The 20,358-nt window shown below is 57.1% G+C and carries 14 protein-coding genes; 13 read left to right on the top strand and 1 reads right to left on the bottom strand.

The features are described 5' to 3' along the window. Positions 1–25: 25 nt before the first annotated feature. From ACTRWH_RS09680 to rluB, 9 genes are all read left to right on the top strand, one after another. Complete coding sequence (locus ACTRWH_RS09680; RefSeq protein WP_036208482.1) at positions 26–2,863, top strand: 2-oxoglutarate dehydrogenase E1 component; 2,838 nt, start codon at positions 26–28, stop codon at positions 2,861–2,863. Between the two features lie 25 nt (positions 2,864–2,888). Further along, on the top strand, positions 2,889–4,139 hold the full coding sequence (gene odhB, locus ACTRWH_RS09675; RefSeq protein ID WP_228210704.1) for a 2-oxoglutarate dehydrogenase complex dihydrolipoyllysine-residue succinyltransferase: 1,251 nt from the start codon (positions 2,889–2,891) through the stop codon (positions 4,137–4,139). 35 nt (positions 4,140–4,174) lie between these two features. Then, positions 4,175–5,614, top strand: coding sequence for a dihydrolipoyl dehydrogenase (lpdA, locus tag ACTRWH_RS09670; RefSeq protein WP_036208061.1), 1,440 nt, complete (start codon positions 4,175–4,177; stop codon positions 5,612–5,614). Positions 5,615–5,789: 175 nt separating this feature from the next. Next, positions 5,790–6,956 (top strand): ADP-forming succinate--CoA ligase subunit beta, encoded by a 1,167-nt coding sequence (sucC, locus tag ACTRWH_RS09665; RefSeq protein WP_462826375.1) that lies wholly within the window; start codon positions 5,790–5,792, stop codon positions 6,954–6,956. Further along, positions 6,956–7,828, top strand: coding sequence for a succinate--CoA ligase subunit alpha (gene sucD / locus ACTRWH_RS09660; RefSeq protein WP_036208055.1), 873 nt, complete (start codon positions 6,956–6,958; stop codon positions 7,826–7,828). Before sucC ends, sucD begins: the two co-directional genes overlap by 1 nt. 179 nt (positions 7,829–8,007) lie before the next feature. Beyond that, complete coding sequence (locus ACTRWH_RS09655) at positions 8,008–9,222, top strand: tryptophan--tRNA ligase (protein ID WP_174447630.1); 1,215 nt, start codon at positions 8,008–8,010, stop codon at positions 9,220–9,222. Between the two features lie 29 nt (positions 9,223–9,251). Then, entirely contained in the window at positions 9,252–10,085 is an 834-nt protein-coding gene (locus ACTRWH_RS09650; protein ID WP_269399990.1) for a segregation and condensation protein A, read from the top strand. Continuing rightward, the gene (scpB, locus tag ACTRWH_RS09645) at positions 10,082–10,744 is read left to right on the top strand and encodes an SMC-Scp complex subunit ScpB (RefSeq protein ID WP_041333225.1); all 663 of its coding nucleotides are present in this window, start codon (positions 10,082–10,084) and stop codon (positions 10,742–10,744) included. The genes ACTRWH_RS09650 and scpB overlap by 4 nt, the downstream gene beginning before the upstream one ends. Positions 10,745–10,780: 36 nt before the next feature. Further along, complete coding sequence (gene rluB, locus ACTRWH_RS09640) at positions 10,781–11,755, top strand: 23S rRNA pseudouridine(2605) synthase RluB (protein WP_462826374.1); 975 nt, start codon at positions 10,781–10,783, stop codon at positions 11,753–11,755. On the opposite strand, the gene ACTRWH_RS09635 is transcribed toward rluB, so the two are convergent. Then, positions 11,756–12,685, bottom strand: a complete 930-nt coding sequence (locus tag ACTRWH_RS09635) for a diguanylate cyclase (RefSeq protein ID WP_462826373.1) — start codon at positions 12,683–12,685, stop codon at positions 11,756–11,758. 271 nt (positions 12,686–12,956) lie between these two features. On the opposite strand from ACTRWH_RS09635, the gene ACTRWH_RS09630 reads away from it, so the two are divergent. The 4 genes from ACTRWH_RS09630 to ligA all read left to right on the top strand — a co-directional run bounded on the left by ACTRWH_RS09630 (position 12,957) and on the right by ligA (position 20,309). Beyond that, positions 12,957–13,640, top strand: a complete 684-nt coding sequence (locus ACTRWH_RS09630; protein WP_036208039.1) for a GntR family transcriptional regulator — start codon at positions 12,957–12,959, stop codon at positions 13,638–13,640. 1 nt (position 13,641) lies between these two features. Continuing rightward, a complete protein-coding gene (gene smc / locus ACTRWH_RS09625; RefSeq protein WP_462826372.1) occupies positions 13,642–17,136 on the top strand; it encodes a chromosome segregation protein SMC in 3,495 nt (1,164 codons plus the stop codon). Positions 17,137–17,277: 141 nt separating this feature from the next. Beyond that, positions 17,278–18,282 (top strand): cell division protein ZipA, encoded by a 1,005-nt coding sequence (zipA, locus tag ACTRWH_RS09620; RefSeq protein ID WP_085680822.1) that lies wholly within the window; start codon positions 17,278–17,280, stop codon positions 18,280–18,282. Further along, a complete protein-coding gene (ligA, locus tag ACTRWH_RS09615; protein WP_462826371.1) occupies positions 18,279–20,309 on the top strand; it encodes an NAD-dependent DNA ligase LigA in 2,031 nt (676 codons plus the stop codon). The genes zipA and ligA overlap by 4 nt, the downstream gene beginning before the upstream one ends. Positions 20,310–20,358 lie beyond the last annotated feature (49 nt).

Genomic DNA, 20,358 nt, shown 5'->3' with positions numbered 1-20,358 from the left:
ACCAGCCCAAGGTGAGCTATTCAAAATGCACGAAAGCATAATGGAGCAGTTGTGGCAGACTTCCCACCTACAAGGAGGGAATCTCGCCTATGTTGAACAGCTTTTCGAAACCTACCTGACAGACCCCAATGCCGTTCCCGAAGAATGGCGCAGCTATTTCGATAAACTTCCCAGTGTGGATGGCTACAAAGGCCGTGATATAGATCATTCGTCCATCCGCCAGCAGTTTGAACACATATCCCGTAACCAGCGCTTTCTAGCCAGCAGCGGCGTACCTGCCAGTGCAACGGTTGATGCCGACAAAAAGCAGATCCGTGTCCTCCAGTTGATCAATGCCTTCCGTTTTCGTGGCCATCAGGAAGCAAAGCTGGATCCCCTCGGTGTATGGAACCGTCCACAGGTTGAAGATCTCGATCCATCCTTTCACGAACTATCGGAAGCGGACTACGACCTCGAGTTTCAGACCGGCTCGCTGAACTTTGGCTCCGAGACAATGAAGCTTCGGGACATCGTTGGTGGTCTTCGGCAGACGTACTGTGAAAGCATCGGTGCGGAATATATGCACGTTGTGGACACTCGTATCAAGCGCTGGTTCCAGCAACGCATGGAGCCGGTACGCTCGCGTCCCAACTACGAGTCTGGAACCCGTAAGCATTTGCTGGAACGGTTAACCGCAGCGGAAGGCCTCGAAAAGTATCTGGGTTCCCGCTATCCGGGCGTAAAACGGTTTGGGCTTGAAGGTGGCGAGAGCCTGATTCCCTGTCTGGATGAGCTGATCCAGCGGGCAGGCAGCTACGGCGCGAAGGAAATCGTGTTGGGCATGGCCCACCGGGGCAGGTTGAATGTTCTGGTTAATACACTCGGCAAGAACCCGAAAGAACTGTTTGACGAGTTTGAAGGCAAGAAACTCGCTGACTCCGGTTCTGGTGACGTTAAATACCACCAGGGTTTCTCTTCCAACGTGATGACCGAAGGTGGCGAAATCCACCTTGCCCTGGCGTTTAACCCGTCGCACCTTGAGATCGTGTCTCCGGTGGTTGAAGGCTCAGTCCGTGCCCGCCAGACCCGGCGCAACGACCCTAACGGCACCCAGTGTGTGCCCATCATCATGCACGGTGACGCAGCGTTCGCCGGGCAGGGTGTGGTTATGGAAACCTTCCAGATGTCCCAGACCCGGGGCTATGGTGTTGGCGGTACTATTCATATCGTCATCAACAACCAGGTCGGTTTTACCACCAGCAAGCAGGAAGATGCCCGTTCCACGGAATACTGCACCGATGTGGCCAAGATGATTCAGGCCCCGATCCTGCACGTGAACGCGGACGATCCCGAGGCGGTCATGTTTGTGACCCAGATGGCCATGGATTACCGCCACGAGTTCAAGAACGATGTGGTGATCGATCTGGTGTGCTATCGCCGCCGCGGACACAATGAGGCAGATGAGCCGGCCGCAACACAGCCGGTGATGTACGAAAAGATTCGCAAGCTGACAACCACCCGCAACCTCTATGCGGAAAAACTGGTTGCTGACGGTGTGATCACTGAGGACGAAGCCAAACAGATCGAACTGGACTACCGGGACGAGTTGGATAAGGGCGACCACGTGGTCAAGTCCCTGGTCAAGGAGCCCAACAAGGATCTGTATGTCGACTGGACGCCGTACCTGGGGCATGAGTGGACTGCCAAGTGCAAATCCAGTGTCGCCCTCAAGACGATCCAGAAACTGGGTAAGAAACTGACTCACGTGCCGGAAGGCTTCAGTGTTCAACGCCAGGTGTCCAAGATTGTCAGCGACCGGGAAAAAATGACCGCCGGCGCGCTACCGATCAACTGGGGCTACGGTGAAGTGATGGCCTACGCCACGCTTCTGAACGAAGGGCATCCCATCCGGATTACCGGCCAGGACGTTGGTCGCGGCACCTTCTCTCACCGCCATGCGGTACTGCACAACCAGAAGGACGGTGCCCACCATATTGCGCTGGAGCACATTGCCGAGAACCAGCCGAAGTTTGAAATCTACGACTCACTGCTCTCAGAAGAGGCGGTGATGGCGTTCGAGTATGGTTATTCCACCACGGCACCCAATGGTCTTGTGGTCTGGGAAGCCCAGTTTGGTGACTTCGCCAATGGCGCCCAGGTGGTGATTGACCAGTTCCTGACCAGTGGTGAGCACAAGTGGGGGCGTCTGTGCGGCCTCACGCTGCTGTTGCCACATGGCTATGAAGGCCAGGGTCCGGAGCACAGTTCGGCAAGGCTGGAGCGTTTCCTGCAGTTGTCCGCGGAACACAACATCCAGGTTTGCGTGCCAACCACGCCATCCCAGGTGTTCCACATGCTGCGTCGTCAGGTCAAACGTCCGCTGCGTAAACCTTTGGTTGCGATTACGCCAAAGAGCCTGTTGCGTCATAAGGAAGCTACCTCGGAACTGGACGACCTGACATCGGGTACCTTCAAGACGGTACTGCCGGAGAAAGAACCCTCCGACCCGAAAAAGGTCACTCGTCTGATTCTGTGCAGCGGTAAGGTCTACTTCGACCTGTTGGAGCGCAAGAAAGCGGACGAGCGGGATGACGTTGCTATTGTTCGTATCGAACAGCTATACCCATTCCCGGGTGACGATCTGGACGAGCTCCTGAGCCAGCACAGCAAGCTCAAGCACGTGGTCTGGTGCCAGGAAGAGCCCATGAACCAGGGGGCTTGGTATTGCAGCCAGCATCATATGCGTAATGCGCTGCATCGTCATAATCCCAAGCTGTATCTTCAGTATGCCGGTCGTGACGCCTCCGCTGCTCCGGCTTGTGGCCATATGTCGGTTCACATTGAAGAGCAGAAAAAACTGGTTAACGACGCGTTTGAAATCTGACGAGCTACCGAACTAAGGATCCGAGATGTCAACTGAAATAAAAGCCCCCGTATTCCCAGAGTCGGTCGCAGAAGGGACAGTCGCGACCTGGCATAAGCAGCCTGGCGAAGCCTGTTCACGTGACGAACTGATTGTCGATATTGAAACCGACAAGGTCGTACTCGAGGTGGTAGCTCCGGCGGATGGTGTTATCGAGGAAGTACTCAAGGGCGAAGGCGACACCGTAGAAAGTGGTGAAGTCGTCGGTAAGTTCAAGGAAGGCGCAGCTGGTGATTCCAAGCCTGCAGCCAAAGATGACAGCAAGAAAGAAGAGAGTAAGCCCGAAGCGACTTCGGAAAAGTCCTCCGAAGCACCAGCCAAGTCATCTGGCGAAGCCATCCTCAGCCCGGCAGCGCGGAAGCTGGCGGAAGAGAATAGCGTTGATCCAGACGCCGTCGAAGGTACCGGAAAAGACGGTCGCGTAACAAAAGAAGATGTTCAAAATCATATAGATGCTGGTAACTCTTCAGGGTCTTCTTCAACTCCTGCATCGAAGCCGGCCGGCGATATGCCGCAGGTGGATGTTGGTTCCGGCGAGCGTCCGGAGAAGCGGGTTCCCATGACGCGTCTGCGCGCCAGTATCGCGAAACGACTGGTCAATGCTCAGCAGACCGCGGCCATGCTCACCACGTTCAACGAAGTGAACATGGGGCCGGTCATGGAGCTGCGCAAGCAATACAAGGAAAGCTTCGAGAAGCGCCATGGGGTCAAGCTCGGTTTCATGTCCTTCTTTACCAAGGCAGCGACCGAAGCGCTGAAACGCTTCCCTGCGGTTAACGCCTCCATCGACGGTAACGACATGGTTTACCATGGTTACCAGGATATCGGTATTGCTGTGTCAAGTGATCGCGGCCTCGTTGTGCCTGTGGTTCGTGACACCGACGCGCTCGGCCTGGCCGACATTGAGAAGAAAATCGTCGAGTACGGAACCAAGGCCAAAGACGGCAAGCTCGGTATCGAGGATATGACCGGTGGTACCTTTACCATCACCAACGGTGGTATCTTCGGTTCACTGATCTCCACGCCGATCCTCAACCCGCCACAGACGGCCATTCTGGGTATGCACAAGATCCAGGAGCGTCCGATGGCAGTGAACGGCAAGGTCGAGATTCAGCCGATGATGTATCTGGCGCTTTCCTACGACCACCGCATGATCGATGGCAAGGAAGCAGTGCAGTTCCTGGTGGCTATCAAGGAAATGCTTGAAGACCCAGCGCGCATTCTGCTGGACGTCTGAGCTGACACTTAACGAATTGGAAAACGGGATAAAACATGTCTGACAAGTACGACGTAATCGTCATTGGCGCTGGCCCGGGCGGCTATGTTGCCGCCATCAAAGCGGCTCAGCTGGGCCTGAAAACCGCGTGCATCGAGTCCTGGACCGATAAAGAAGGCAAGAACCGTCTAGGCGGTACCTGCCTGAATGTGGGCTGCATTCCATCCAAGGCGTTGCTGGAGATTTCCCATAAATATGAGGAAGCCAGCCACGATTTTGCCGAGCAGGGCATTATCGCCAAGGAAGTCGGCTTCGACATCGCCAAGATGATGAAGCGCAAAGAAGGCATCGTGGACCAGTTGACCGGTGGCATCGGCGGCCTGTTCAAGTCTAATGGCGTTACACCGATCTATGGCCACGGGAAACTGTTGGCCAACCGTAACGTGGAAGTGACCGACAAGGATGGCAAGAAAAAAACCTACGAGGCGGAGAACGTGATTATCGCCACGGGTTCGCGTCCCATCCAGATTCCACCTGCGCCGTTCGATGGCACGCACATCGTGGACTCTGAGGGCGCTCTGGAATTCACTGAGGTTCCCAAGCGTCTCGGCGTTATCGGGGCAGGTGTTATCGGTCTCGAACTGGGCAGCGTATGGGCTCGCCTGGGGGCAGAGGTAACAGTACTTGAAGCGGTTGACACCTTCCTGCCAGTCGTTGACCAGCAGGTTGCCAAGGATGCACTGAAACAGTTCCAGAAGCAGGGGCTTAACGTTGTGCTGGGCGCACGTATGACCGGTGCGGAAGTCAAGCGCAAACTGGTTAATGTGACCTATGAAGATTCGAAGGGTAAGCAGGAAGCCAAGTTTGACAAGCTGATCGTCGCCGTTGGCCGTCGCCCATATACCGATAACCTGCTGTCTGAAGACTCCGGTGTTAAGTTGGACGAACGCGGTTTCATCTTCGTGGATGACAACTGTAAAACCGAAGCGCCCGGTGTCTGGGCGGTTGGTGACGTGGTTCGTGGTCCGATGCTGGCCCACAAGGCGTCCGAAGAAGGCGTTATGGTTGCTGAGCGTATTGCCGGGCACAAGCCGCAGGTTAACTACGACTGCATCCCGAACGTGATCTACACGTCGCCGGAAGTTGCCTGGGTCGGGAAGACCGAGCAGGAGATGAAAGCGGAAGGTGAGGAGTACAATGTGGGTACTTTCCCATTCGCCGCCAATGGTCGAGCCATGGCAGCGAATGCGGCGTCCGGCATGGTCAAGATCATCGCCGACGCGAAAACCGACCGTATTGTCGGTTTCCACGTGGTGGGTCCCCAGGCCTCTGAAATCGTTGCTCAGGGCGTCATCGCCATGGAGTTTGGTTCCAGTGCCGAAGATCTCGCCCTGACCTGTTTTGCACATCCGACTCTGTCCGAGTCCGTGCATGAAGCGGCTCTGGGTGTTGCCGGCGGAGCGATTCACATCGCCAACCGTCGCAAAAAGAAGTAACGCGAGCCAGGAAACAGGGGCGCCAATGACGGCGCCCCGCTGCTATTAAAACGGCTGGTTTTCGGTCGCGTTAAGGATGCGCTGAGGTGATCCCCGGCGCATCAAACCGAATTCGCACTGCGCGGGTTCAATTTCCGTATGTGGTTATCCTCCATCAGAAAGCGGGACATTAACTATGAATTTGCATGAATATCAGGGCAAACAGCTTTTCGCTGAATATGGCCTGCCAGTATCCAAGGGCATTGCCTGCGATACCCCCAAAGACGCAGTGGCCGCTGCTGACGAAATCGGCGGCGACGCCTGGGTAGTAAAAGCTCAGGTTCACGCTGGTGGCCGCGGCAAGGCCGGCGGTGTAAAACTGGTCAAGAGCAAGGACGATATCCGCGCCTTCGCTGAGAACTGGCTTGGCAAGAATCTGGTGACCTACCAGACCGACGAAAACGGCCAGCCAGTCAGCAAGATTCTTGTTGAGTCCCTTACCGATATCGACCAGGAACTCTACCTGGGCGCGGTTGTTGATCGCGGTACCCGTCGTATCGTGTTCATGGCTTCCACCGAAGGTGGTGTTGAAATCGAAAAGGTTGCCGAAGAAACCCCGGAAAAGATCCTGAAGGCCGAAGTTGACCCACTGGTCGGAGCACAGCCATTCCAGGGGCGCGAACTGGCGTTCAAGCTAGGCCTGGAAGGCAAGCAAATTGGTCAGTTCACCAAGATTTTCCTGGGCCTGGCGAAACTGTTCGAGGAGTGCGATCTGGCGCTGGTTGAGATTAACCCACTGGTTGTCACTCCAGCCGGTGACCTGCACTGCCTGGACGCCAAGATTGGCGTTGATGGTAACGCGCTGTACCGTCAGAAGAAGATCCACGAGATGCACGATCCCTCCCAGGAAGATTCCCGGGAAGCGGAAGCTGCCAAGTGGGAACTCAACTACGTGGCGCTGGATGGCAACATCGGCTGCATGGTTAACGGCGCTGGATTGGCCATGGGTACCATGGACATCATCAAGCTGTCTGGCGGCCAGCCTGCGAACTTCCTGGACGTTGGCGGCGGTGCCACCAAGGAACGTGTTTCCGAAGCGTTCAAGATCATCCTGTCTGACGACAACGTGAAAGCGGTACTGGTCAATATCTTCGGCGGCATTGTTCGCTGTGACATGATTGCCGAAGGCATCATCGGCGCCGTAAAAGATGTTGGCGTCAAGGTTCCTGTGGTTGTGCGTCTGGAAGGCAACAACGCCGAGAAGGGCACTAAAGTACTCGCTGACAGTGGCCTGAACATCATTGCCGCCACCAGTCTGTCGAATGCGGCAGAGCAAGTCGTTAAAGCCGCGGGGGGTAAATAATGAGCATCCTGATCAACAAAGACACCAAGGTTATCTGCCAGGGCTTTACCGGCGCACAGGGTACGTTCCACTCTGAGCAGGCCATCGAATATGGCACCAAAATGGTTGGTGGCGTAAGCCCCGGTAAGGGTGGCACCGAACACCTGGGCCTGCCGGTGTTCAACACCGTGCGTGAAGCGGTCGAGAAGACGGGCGCCGAAGCCACGGTTATCTACGTTCCGGCGCCGTTCTGTAAAGACGCCATCGTTGAAGCCGCTGACGCTGGCATCCAGCTGATCGTCTGCATCACCGAAGGCATCCCGACCATCGACATGCTCTACGCAAAAGAGTACGTCGATCGCAAGGGTGTTCGCATGATCGGGCCGAACTGCCCGGGTGTGATCACGCCAGGCGAGAGCAAGATCGGTATCATGCCGGGCCACATCCACAAGCCGGGCAAAGTGGGCATCGTGTCCCGCTCTGGTACCCTGACGTACGAAGCGGTCAAGCAGACCACCGACTTTGGTTACGGCCAGTCTACCTGCGTTGGCATCGGTGGTGACCCGATTCCGGGTTCCAACTTCATCGACATCCTGCAGTTGCTGCAGGACGATCCGCAGACAGAAGCCATCGTGATGATCGGCGAGATCGGCGGGACCGCTGAGGAAGAAGCCGCTGCGTTCATCAAGGACAACGTCAGCAAGCCGGTGGTGTCTTACATCGCGGGTGTGACGGCGCCTCCTGGTAAGCGTATGGGCCACGCCGGTGCGATTATCTCCGGTGGTAAGGGTACGGCGGATGAGAAATTCGCGGCCCTGAACGACGCCGGTGTCAAAACTGTGCGCAGCCTGGCTGAAATTGGCAAGGCGCTGAAGGAAGTGACTGGCTGGTAAACTACCGCCGGTGAATGAAAGCCCCCGGGTCTGTTTTGCGGACTGCCGGGGGCTTTTTGTTTTCTGGCGTCAGCGCAGGTTTTTCAATGCCTTCTTAACGCGGGCCACACATAAGACTATAATGCCCGGTCAGCCTGCAATATGATGGCTGTTCCCTATAAATAAAAGGAGTTCATGCTTTGAGTTCTGTCGATTCCCAGCAACGGATTTTGTCCGGCATGCGTCCCACCGGCAAGTTGCACCTCGGCCATTATCACGGTGTTCTGAAGAACTGGGTGAAACTCCAGCATGAATTCGAATGCTTCTTCTTCGTTGCCGACTGGCACGCGTTGACCACCAACTATGATGATCCCAGCGGCATTGAGGATAGCGTCTGGGATATGGTGATCGACTGGCTCGCGGCAGGCGTCAATCCCGGGTCCTCAACGATGTTCATCCAGTCCAAGGTGCCGGAACACGCGGAGCTTCATCTTTTACTGTCGATGATTACCCCATTGGGCTGGCTTGAGCGTGTACCCACGTACAAGGATCAGCAGGAAAAACTCCGCGAGAAAGACCTGGCTACCTACGGCTTTCTCGGCTATCCGCTGCTGCAGAGCGCGGACATTCTGATGTATCGGGCCGGTCGGGTACCCGTGGGTGCAGACCAGGTGTCCCACGTGGAAATCACGCGCGAAGTCGCTCGCCGCTTCAATCACATCTACGGCCGTGAGCCGGGATTTGAAGAGCAGGCAGAGGGCGCCATCGTCAAGATGGGCAAGAAAAACGCCAAGCTTTACCGCACCCTAAAGAAGCGTTACCAGGAAGAAGGTGATATGGAAGCCCTGGAAACGGCGCGGGCATTGCTCAAGGAGCAGCAGAACATCTCCCTGGGCGATCGTGAGCGGCTGTACGGTTATATCGAAGGTGGCGGTAAGGTGATCCTTCCGGAGCCCCAGCCCCTGCTGACTCCGGAATCGAAGATGCCAGGACTGGACGGCCAGAAAATGTCCAAGTCCTACAACAACTATATCGGTTTGCGCGAAGAGCCTGACAGCGTCGCCCAGAAAATCCGTACCATGCAGACCGACCCCCAGCGGGTACGGCGTACCGATCCGGGCGAACCGGAGAAGTGTCCGGTTTGGGGGCTTCATCAGGTTTATTCCGATGCGGATACCCAGGAATGGGTGCAAACCGGCTGCCGCTCGGCGGGCATTGGGTGCCTGGAATGCAAGAAGCCGCTGATTGACTCGATTATTGAAGAGCAGCGGCCCCTGCATGAACGTGCTCGTGAATATGAAGGCAATCCGGACCTGGTTCACGCCATTATTGAAGAAGGCTGCGAGCATGCCAGGGATGCCGCGAGGGATACCCTTGAGGAAGTTCGGACAGCCATGGGCCTGAACTACCGCTGAGCCCCGACGCTGACAATTCCGGAGAGACCATGACAGAGGACACCACAGGCAATACGACGGCGGATGAGGGGGCTGAGGCGCCCGTTGAGCAGGCGCCACTTGCCCGTGTCTCCGGTAAGCCGGTGGTTGATCTGCCTCGTGACCTGTATATACCTCCCGATGCCCTGGCGGTCTTCCTTGAGGCCTTTGAGGGGCCATTGGATCTGTTGCTGTATCTGATCCGACGTCAGAACATGGACATCCTCGACATTGATGTCAGTGAGATTACCAAGCAGTACATGGATTACATCGGCGCCGTTGAAGCCATGCGGTTCGAGCTGGCCGCAGAGTATCTGGTTATGGCAGCGACCCTGGCGGAGATAAAATCCAGGATGCTGCTGCCGCGACAGGAATCCGAGGACGAAGAGGACATCGATCCGCGAGCGGAGCTGATACGCAGGCTCCAGCAGTATGAGCGCTTCAAGCAGGCCGCGGAAGATATTGACGACTTGCCACGGCTTGAACGGGACAATTTCGTTGCCTCTGCAGCGTTGCCCCGGATGCCTTCCAGTCAGCCCCATCCGGACGTGGAACTGCGGGAAATACTGTTTGCGTTGCAGGGCGTGCTCAAGCGTGCAGACCTGTTTACCAGCCACCACGTGGAGAGGGAGCGTTTATCCACCCGTGAACGTATGTCGGCAATATTGTCGGTCCTGCGGGATGACCAGTTCGTGACATTCGAAAGTCTGTTCACTCCAGAGGAGGGACGATTGGGGGTCGTGGTGAGTTTTCTGGCGACCCTGGAACTGGTCAAGGAGCAATTGATCGAAGTGGTCCAGGCCGAGGTGCTGGGGCCGATCCATGTCAGGGCGAGAGCGGTATGAACGAGGACAATCTCCGGAAAATACAGGCCATAACCGAAGCTGCATTGCTGGCAGCCGGCAAACCCTTATCGGTCGACCAGTTACGGGATCTTTTCGAAGAAGGTGAGCGCCCGGCCCGTCAGATAATGGAGCATGTGCTGGTCTTGCTGGAGCAGTCTTGCCAGGGGCGGGGATTCGAGCTGAAGAAAACCGCCAGTGGTTACCGTCTTCAGGTGCGGGAAGAGTTTGCTCCGTGGGTGGGGCGTTTATTCGAAGAAAAGCCCCAGAGGTACTCCCGAGCACTGCTGGAGACGCTGGCACTGGTTGCCTATCGCCAGCCCATAACCCGCGGTGAGATTGAGGATATTCGGGGCGTCACCGTCAGCAGCAACATTGTCCGCACGCTGCTTGAGCGGGAGTGGGTGAGGGTAGTCGGGCACCGCGACGTGCCGGGTAGGCCTGCTATGTATGCCACCACCCGTCAGTTTCTGGACTATTTCAATCTGGAAGGTCTGGACCAGATGCCGCCCTTGTCAGAAATCCGGGATCTGGAAGAGATCGGTCGGGAAATCGAAAAGAACATGCAGGCCGAGATCGAATTTGAATCTCCGGCCCGGAATACTGGTGACGATGGGGATGACTCCAATCCCGATAACGCGCCAGGACAAACACTTCACTGATGCCACCGGCGTCAGTCACTCTTTAAGGATAGATCCATGGCGGCCAATCGCCCCAGAAAACCCGAACAGCGGCAGCCGGATGAAACCGCCGTTTCCGGCCCGGAGCGCATACAGAAGCTACTGGCACGAGCCGGTGTGGGATCGCGTCGGGAAGTCGAGTCCTGGATCGAAGCCGGTCGCCTGAGCATCAATGGGAATCCGGTTGAGCCGGGGCAGAAAGTTACGGTTGATGATCGCATTGAGCTGGATGGCAAGCGCCTGGACATTGCGGCCGGGGCCGAGGTGGTCAGGCGTGTACTCATCTACAACAAACCGGAAGGTGAGGTTACCACGCGACGCGACCCGGAAGGACGACCGACGGTATTCGACAGTCTTCCCCGGCTCCGCGATCACCGTTGGATTGCCATTGGGCGACTCGACATCAATACCACCGGTCTGGTGCTGTTCACCACCGACGGGGAACTTGCCAACCGTTTGATGCATCCGTCGCGCCAGATTGATCGAGAGTACGCGGTCAGGGTATTTGGCGAAGTGGATGAGGCGATGATCAAAAGATTGTCTGAGGGCGTGCTGCTCGACGACGGTATGGCGAAGTTTTCGGATATCAGCGAGGCCGGAGGAAAGGGAATCAACCAATGGTTCCATGTGACGCTTCTGGAAGGCCGTAATCGTGAAGTACGCAGGCTTTGGGAATCCCAGGGTGTGAGGGTCAGCCGCTTGAAGCGTGTGCGCTACGGGCCGATTTTCCTGCCAAGCCGCCTGACGGTTGGTAAGTGGGAAGAGCTGGATCAGAAAGCCGTGGATTCGCTGAGCAAAGCCGTCGATTTGAAGCCTGTGGACATTCCGGCCAAGACGCCGTCTGAGCAAAAGACCCTTGATCGTAAGCGTCGTAAACAGGCCGGGGCAGGTCCGCGTAAATCAGGCGGCGCGCGATGGCAGGTTGATAGTACTGGCCCGTCGACGGGCCGGAAGTCATCAGGCAAGCCACCGGCAAAGTCTGGAAAACGCTGATCAGTTGCTGATAGCGGCGAAAACCCGTGTGCAATTGCGGCCATGGGCTTTCGCCCGATACAACGCTTCGTCGGCGCGGGCGAGCCACTGGTCGGCGGTCTCGTCTGCCAGTCTCATGGCTACGCCGCAGCTCGCTGTAACCGTTACATTGGTATCCCCGCAGTTCACCACAATGGTGTTGATGAATTCGCGAATACGGTCGCCAACGTCACGAGCGTTCGCCTCGTCGGTATGGGCCAGCAGGATGGCGAACTCTTCCCCACCAAAGCGGTACACACTGTCGGAGTTTCTGACAGCCTTCTCGAGTTCGACGGCCGCCAGTTTCAGCATGTGATCACCCACGACATGGCCGTACTGGTCATTCACCTGCTTGAAATGATCCAGATCGCACAGGATCAGTGAATACTGCTCTCCATGCCTGTCGCCAAGACAACTGGCGCGGGACAGCGCCTCGTCCATAGCACGCTTGTTGGGAACACCGGTCAGGCAATCCGTCAGTGACGCCTGTTCGATGGCAATAAACTGGCAGGCATTGCGAATGGGGCAGATGGTGGCCGCAAGCATCAGCTCTATGCCTTCGAGCTCCTGTTCCGTGAATTTCTGTCGACGGCTAAGAGAGAGCGTGCCATAGAAACCGCCTTCGAGATTGAGCCGATAATCACAGCTGTGGGGGCCGCCTTTGCCAGTCACATAGACAAAATCCCTTGAACCGATGGTATGCCGATAAGTCAGGCAGTCGTAAGGAACTACGCTGGCGATCTCTTCAGCCAGAATCGCCAGTTGGGTTTCCAGGCTGAGTGTCGTGGACAGTCTTCGGGTCAGCCTTGTGAGCACATCCGGAGATTCATTCCAGTCGCGATGCGCCTGTCTCAGGGCCGCGAGTTTCTGAGGTTGTGGTCCAGACTTGTTGATCGACGGAATCTGTTTCACTTAAAGCTGCCTGTAAAGGTATTTTCTCTGGTTAAGCATAATTGGGGCCAAAAATAAATTAGTGCCCAATAACAGTCAGATATAGCGATTTTGTTCTCGATTTTTCAAGGATTAAAACAGACTTGATGGCGAGCACGTCAAATTTCCGGCATACGTTTGCCGGCATGACCAGATCGTTAAAATGTCCGACAAGGGGATTGGGCTCACGGGTGCCTGTGGTAAACTTCTGCGCTTATTCTTTGCTGCCAGTAGCGAGTGAGCGACCAACTTTATGAGGTTTCAGGCCCCCGAAAGTCTTTCCGAACAGATAGCCCAGCACCTGGGGCAGCGCATTGTGACCGGCGACCTGAGGCCGGGCGAGCGAATCCAGGAACTCAAGGTTGCCGGTGAGCTGAATGTCAGTCGCGGTTCCGTGCGCGAGGCGTTGTTGATTCTCCAACGCCGTCATCTGGTGGATATCTTTCCTCGGCGTGGTGCCGTGGTGTCCCGTTTGACTCCGGAGCTGGTCAACAGCCTCTATGATATCTACATTGATTTGCTGTGCATGCTGGGGCGGAAGGTACTTGAGCGTTGGTCCGGCAGTGAACTGTCTGGCGTTATGGGTCAGGTGCGGGAGCTTCAGGCGGTCATTGATGCACTCAATTCCTCCGGCGGAGATGCTGCCGAGCAGGTCATTGATGCCGGATTCGGAGTAATGCGCTACGCCTATGGGTTGGTGGAAAATCCGTTCCTTGAGGAAACCCTGGAAAACTTCCGGCCTGCGATCAGCCGGACCTATTTCGTCGCACTGGAGAACTTCCGCGATGAACTGGCGGAAACCGGGCGGTTTTTCCGGCAACTTGCGGACGCAGCGGTGCGTGACGACGCCGCCGGCCTTGAAACCGCCATCTGTGAGTTTGGCGAACATCAGCGTGAACAGGTACTGAGTATTCTCAGGGAAGAGGTGAGCGCCTGATATGCGCCTGAAGTCCATCAAGTTATCCGGTTTTAAATCTTTCGTTGACCCGACCACGGTGCCGTTCCCGTCCAACATGACAGCAGTCGTGGGCCCTAACGGTTGTGGCAAGTCCAATATCATCGATGCGGTTCGCTGGGTGATGGGGGAAAGCTCGGCCAAATATCTGCGTGGCGAGTCCATGTCGGACGTTATCTTCAACGGTTCCAGTGCGCGTAAACCGGTTGGCCAGGCGTCCATAGAACTGGTTTTCGACAACAGCGACGGTTCGGCGCCCGGCGAGTTCGTACGTTTCAATGAAATTTCGGTACGCCGCCGTGTTTCCCGTGAGGGGCAGTCGGAATACTTTCTGAACGGCTCCAAATGCCGTAGGCGTGACATTACCGATCTTTTCCTCGGGACCGGGCTGGGCCCCCGCAGCTACGCCATCATCGAGCAGGGAATGATCTCGCGGTTGATCGAGGCCAAGCCGGAAGAGTTGCGGGTGTATATCGAGGAAGCGGCGGGTATCTCCAAGTACAAGGAACGTCGCAAGGAAACCGAAAGCCGCATCCGCCGGACCCAGGAGAACCTGGAACGCCTGACGGATCTTCGGGACGAGCTCGGCAGGCAGCTGCAACACCTTGAGCGTCAGGCTCAGTCGGCGGAAAAGTACAAAGCCTACAAACAGGAAGAGCGCCAGAAAAAGGCCGAGCTGACGGTGTTGCGCTGGCAGTCCCTGGACACCGATCTTCAGACCTGGCGCACTCGCATCCGGGATACCGAGCTCGAGCTCGAGAAGCAGCTGTCTGAACGTGTCAGCCTGGAAACAGCTCTTGAATCCCTGCGGGACGGCCATCAGGAACGTAACGAACATTTCAATCGGGCGCAGGCGCGTTACTACGAAGCCGGTGCCGATATTGCCCGCATTGAGCAGAGCCTCGAGCACCAACGAGAGCGCAGCCGCCAGACGGCCGCGGAACTGGACCAGGCCATGGCCAATCAGCGCGAACTGGCTCGGGAACTGGATCAGGATGAAGAGAAACTGGCGGGCATCCAGGAAGAACTGGATATGTTGGAGCCCGAACAGGAGGCGCTGGTCCTGAAATCGGAGGAGTCCGGAGAGAAGCTCCAGAGTGCCGAGGATGCCATGAGCGAATGGCAGCACAACTGGGAGGATTTCAGTTCCCGTTCAGCGGATGCGCGCCGAAAGGCGGAACTGGCCCAGTCCAGTATCCGTTCCCAGGAAAATGCCATTGAACAACTGCGCACCCGTCAACAACGGCTTCGTGAAGAACAGGATCTGCTTGAAGGGCAGGTTGATCGGGCGGAACTGGACGACCTGCTGGAGCAGCAGGAAACCCTGGAGCTGCAGAGGGAGGAAGCCTCGGAGCGAATCAACGTTGTCCAGGACGAACTCCAGGAGGCACGCCACCACCAGCGGGACGCAGAGCAGGCTGCCACCGAGGCGCGCCAGCAGGTCCAGAGTCTGAGGGCATCGCTTGAATCCCAGCAGGCCTTGTTGGATGAACAGATGGGCAGCCAGGACGACACCCTGCAGGCCTGGCTCAATGAACACAGCCTTAGCGACAGCCCACGACTGGCCACGCAACTTCGTATCGACGATGGCTGGGAATTTGCGGTAGAACAGGTAATTGGGCGCTTCAGCCAGGGGCTGAGCGTACCGGGGCTGGGAGCAGTGCATGCCAACATGGCTGATGCTCCCCGAGGTTTGGCCCTGGTGAATAGTGACTCCAGCGCCAATGGTCCATCAACGGGGCTCGCAAGCAAAGTATCCGGTGCCGGGGGCATGGCATCCTTGCTGGCGCTTGTTGATACCGCGGAGTCCATGGAGGACGCGCTGGAACGGCAGAAAGGTTTGGCGCCGGGCAGGAGTGTCATTACCCCCGCGGGTGCCTGGTTGTCCGCTGACTGGGTGTTGATGCCCGATTCCGACGCGGCCCAGATTGGCGTAATCGAACGCCAGAAGAAAGTCACCGCACTGACAGCAGAGCTGGAGCAGGCGGAAGCCTCCCTGGAAGCCGCCACCGATAATCTGGACCGGTTGCTGGAACAGTCAGAACGGGCGGAAGCTGCCAGGGACGATGCCCAGGGCCGGCTGGCGGATGCCGATCGGGAACTCGCCACCCTGTCATCCAAGATCAGTGGTCTGAAGGCGCGTGCGGAACAGATTGATGCGAGGCTTCAACGCATTCGTGACGATCTTGCTGACGTGTCCATGAATCTCGAGGAGCAGCAGGGACAACTGCTGGAAACCCGCGAGGAGTGGCAGCAGGCCCTGGCATCGACGGAAGACAGCGATGAAGAGAAGGAGCGGCTGCTTGAGCGTCGGGACGTGCTGCGTGAAAACCTTGACCGGCTTCGCCAGGAGGCTCGGCACGATCGCGATCACGCCCACCAGTTACAACTCCAGCTTCAGTCGTTGAACAGCCAGCGCGATGGCTTGCGTCAGACCATTGATCGAATGCAATTGCAGAAAGAGCGTCTGGACGAGCGACTCGACATTCTCCGTGAAAGCCGCGAAAACGCCGAAGAGCCCATTGAAGATCTGAAAATGCAGCTGGAAGGCCTGCTGGACAGGCGCTTGGCTGAAGAGGAAAAGTTGGGTGCTGCCCGAGACGCGCTTGAAGAAATTGATCAGGAGGTGCGTGATCGGGAGCAAAGTCGCAGCCGCATAGAACATACCATCCAGGACGTCCGTGCCAGCCTCGAGAAGCTGAAAATGGAATCCCAGGCCCTGGAGATTCGTGCAGGCAATCACCTGGAGCAGCTCGAGGAACTGGATGTCCGCCTGCAGGAAGTGCTGTCCACGTTGCCTGAAGATGCCAGCGAGAAAGCCTGGGCCGAAGACCTCGAGAAAATCGGGTCCCGGATTCAGCGTCTGGGTGCCATCAACCTTGCGGCCATCGAGGAGTATCAGGTTCAGAGTGAGCGTAAGACCTATCTGGACAGTCAGCATGAAGATCTGATGGAAGCGCTGGAGACCCTGGACAACGCCATACGCAAGATCGATCGCGAAACCCGGCAGCGCTTCAAGGAGACGTTCGATCAGGTCAATGGGGGGCTCCAGGCGCTGTTCCCGAAAGTGTTCGGTGGCGGCAATGCGTACCTTGAGCTTACGAGTGAGGACCTGCTGGAAACGGGGGTTGCCATCATGGCAAGACCGCCGGGCAAGAAAAACAGCACCATTCATTTGCTCTCCGGCGGGGAGAAAGCACTGACGGCCATTGCATTGGTGTTCTCCATCTTCCAGCTTAATCCGGCTCCGTTCTGTATGCTGGATGAGGTGGATGCTCCGTTGGACGATGCTAACGTGGGGCGGTACGCCAACATGGTCAAGGAAATGTCAAAACAGGTACAGTTCATCTACATTACCCACAACAAGATCGCCATGGAAATGGCCGACCAACTGATGGGGGTCACGATGCATGAGCCAGGATGCTCACGGCTGGTATCGGTAGATGTTGACGAGGCTGCCGCGTTGGCTGAAGCATGATGACATGTCGCTGGCGGACAGGCGGTCAAGGTTCGTGCAAAAATGACAAAACTGCCATCTGGCCTGTGTTTGCGTTGTATTCATTACAGGCTTTTCTTAGAGTAGCAACGATATCTGATCTGCAAACAGGACAGCACCACTATGTCTCTTAGGGAATGGTTAATTGCCATCGGTACCCTGGTTATACTCGGTATTGTGATTGATGGCCTGCGCCGGATGAGGCGCGCCCGTAAGGAATCAATCGCGATATCCTCTGGCATGGGCGCGGACGATCTCGACGATTCCCCGTTGGACCAGGACTACAACCCTGAGCTCCCAAATGGTGGGGCGCGAACCATTTCACGTGACACGCTGGAAGAGCGCGGCTACGTCAAACCGGAAAAGAGCCGTTTCGCCAAGCCCGAGCCCAAACCGACCAGGCCGGTGGTCAGCAGCGCGAGCGCGACGGGTAAGGATGACTCCCAAGAGCTGACTGCAGAACGTGAACCGGAACCGGAAAATCTGGCCGCCAGTGAACCCAGTGACGTTGACTACGATTCTGACATCGGTTGGGGGGCAGTAGACGAGGAGCCGGAAACCGACATAGCGGATTCTGGCCCGGACCACGAAGAGGTTCCCCCCACGGTAACCACCGAGGTCGAGGAAGACACGGCAAGGCGGGAAGCCACAGCACGGCAATCCGGGCAGCCCCTCGCCGGAGCCAACCGGCCGGAGGCCCGGGAAGTGGTGGTTATCAATGTGTTGGCGAAAAGTGAGCAGAATTTCGAGGGCACCAAACTCAAGGCGCTGTTCGAAGCTTGTGGCCTGGAACATGGCGACATGGATATCTACCATCGCCACGAACAGTCAGATACCACCAGTCCGGTGCAGTTCAGCGTGGCCAGTGCTGTTGAGCCCGGTACCTTCAAGCCCGAGGATATGCCAGCCCTGTCGACGCCGGGTATCAGCTTCTTTATGAGCATGCCCGGGCCTACCAATTCCATGCAGGCCTTTGAGTTCATGCTGGAAACGGCGCAGTGCGTGGTGCGCAATCTTGGCGGTGAACTGAAGGACGAGCGCCGCAGCGTGATGACCCCGCAAACCATTGAACACTGCCGCCAACGCATCCGCGAATTTGAACGTAAACAACGATCCCCCAGACAATGACCAAAGCCTCTCCCGACGTTATCAGCCGGGCCGGAGAACTCCGGGATATCATCACTGAGCATAACTATCAGTACTATGTTCTGGACGATCCCCGGGTTCCGGATGCCGAGTACGACCGCCTGTTTCGGGAATTACAGGACCTCGAAGCGCAATACCCCGATATTGTGACGCCTGATACCCCCACTCGCCGGGTGGGGGCATCGGTGGAAACCACCTTTGAGGAGGTTGTCCATCGTATCCCCATGCTTTCCCTGGACAATGCGTTCAGTGATGAAGAACTGAGGGACTTTGACCGCCGGGTGAGAGATCGGCTCAAGACCGAAAACGACATTGAGTATGTCTGCGAGCCCAAGCTGGATGGGCTGGCGGTTAGTCTTCATTACGAATCTGGCGTGCTGACCCGGGCCGCTACACGCGGTGATGGCTATACAGGTGAGGATATCACCGCCAACATCCGTACCATCCCGTCGGTGCCCCTGAGACTTCGTGGTAACAACGTCCCTGAGCTGGTGGAGGTCCGGGGAGAGGTCTATATGCCCCGGGAAGGGTTCGAAACCCTGAACAAACGTCTGGCGGACAAGGGAGAGAAGACGTTTGTTAACCCCCGTAATGCTGCCGCCGGCAGTCTGAGACAGAAAAAGCCCACCGTGACGGCCCGACGTCCACTCGAATTGTGCGCCTACAGTGTCGCGCTTGAGGACGAAAGCCGGCTGCCCGCCACCCATTGGGAAGGGCTGCAACAGGTTGGTGCCTGGGGTTTCCGGATCAACCCTGAGATGCGTCGGGCGACCGGCGCGGAGGACTGTCTGCAGGCTTACAATGAGCTGATGGATAAGCGCGCCAGCCTACCTTATGAAATCGATGGCATTGTCTTCAAGGTAAACAGCCTGGCATTGCAGCGGCAGTTGGGGTTTGTCTCCCGAGCCCCCCGATGGGCCATTGCCCAGAAATTTCCGGCGCAGGAAGAACTGACGGTCATTGAAGACGTGGAATTCCAGGTCGGCCGTACTGGCGCGATCACACCAGTCGCCCGGCTCAAGCCGGTATTTGTGGGAGGCGTCACCGTAAGCAATGCCACTCTGCATAATATGGACGAAATCCAGCGACTGGGTGTCCGTATCGGAGACACCGTGTTCGTTCGACGGGCGGGGGATGTGATTCCCCAGGTGGTCAAGGTTGTGACCGAACGGCGCCCTGACAATGCCCGTGAGGTCCAGCTTCCGGACGCCTGCCCGGTATGCCAGTCTGACATTGTGCAGATCGAGGGCGAGGTAGTGGCCCGCTGTTCCGGCGGGCTGTTCTGCCCGGCACAGCGCAAGGAGGCCATCCGGCACTATGCATCCCGAAAGGCGCTGGACATAGAAGGGCTGGGGGACAAGTGGATTGATATTCTGGTGGACAGGGAACTGGTCACCACGGTTGCGGATCTTTACCTGTTAAAGAAAGCCGATTTGACGGGTCTTGAACGTATGGGTGATAAATCCGCGGGTAATCTGATCGATGCCATTGATCGCTCCCGCCACCCGGTCCTTTGGAAATTCCTGTATGCCCTTGGTATTCGGGAGGTGGGCGAGGCAACCGCCAAGGCCCTGGCCAGCCACTTTGGCACCCTGGAAGCCATTGGTGAGGCTGACGAGGATGCCCTGCAGTCGGTGTCTGACGTTGGGCCCATTGTCGCCGGCCACATTCGTAGTTTCTTCGACCAGACCCACAACCAGGAAACCATTCAGGCCCTGAAAGACGCTGGGGTTCAATGGCAGACCGAAGAGATCACCGCCAGTGAAAAGCCGCTGAAGGGAGAGACCTGGGTACTGACGGGGTCACTGTCCGACATGACGAGGGATGACGCCAAGGCAAAATTGGAGTCTCTTGGGGCCAAAGTAGCGGGAAGCGTCTCCGGCAAGACCTCCTGTGTTGTTGCCGGCGAAGCCGCCGGTTCGAAGCTGACGAAGGCCGAGAGTTTGGGAGTCCCGGTAATGGACGAGTCCGCCTTCGTCGAATTTCTTGGCACCCACGGCCTGGAATAAACCTCTGGCCACGGCGCACACTATGGTTCGTCCGTGGCCAGAATCTGAG

This window comes from Marinobacter sp. G5_S1_61_S3, assembly GCF_054968585.1.
This window is presented reverse-complemented; position numbering and strand designations above follow the sequence as displayed.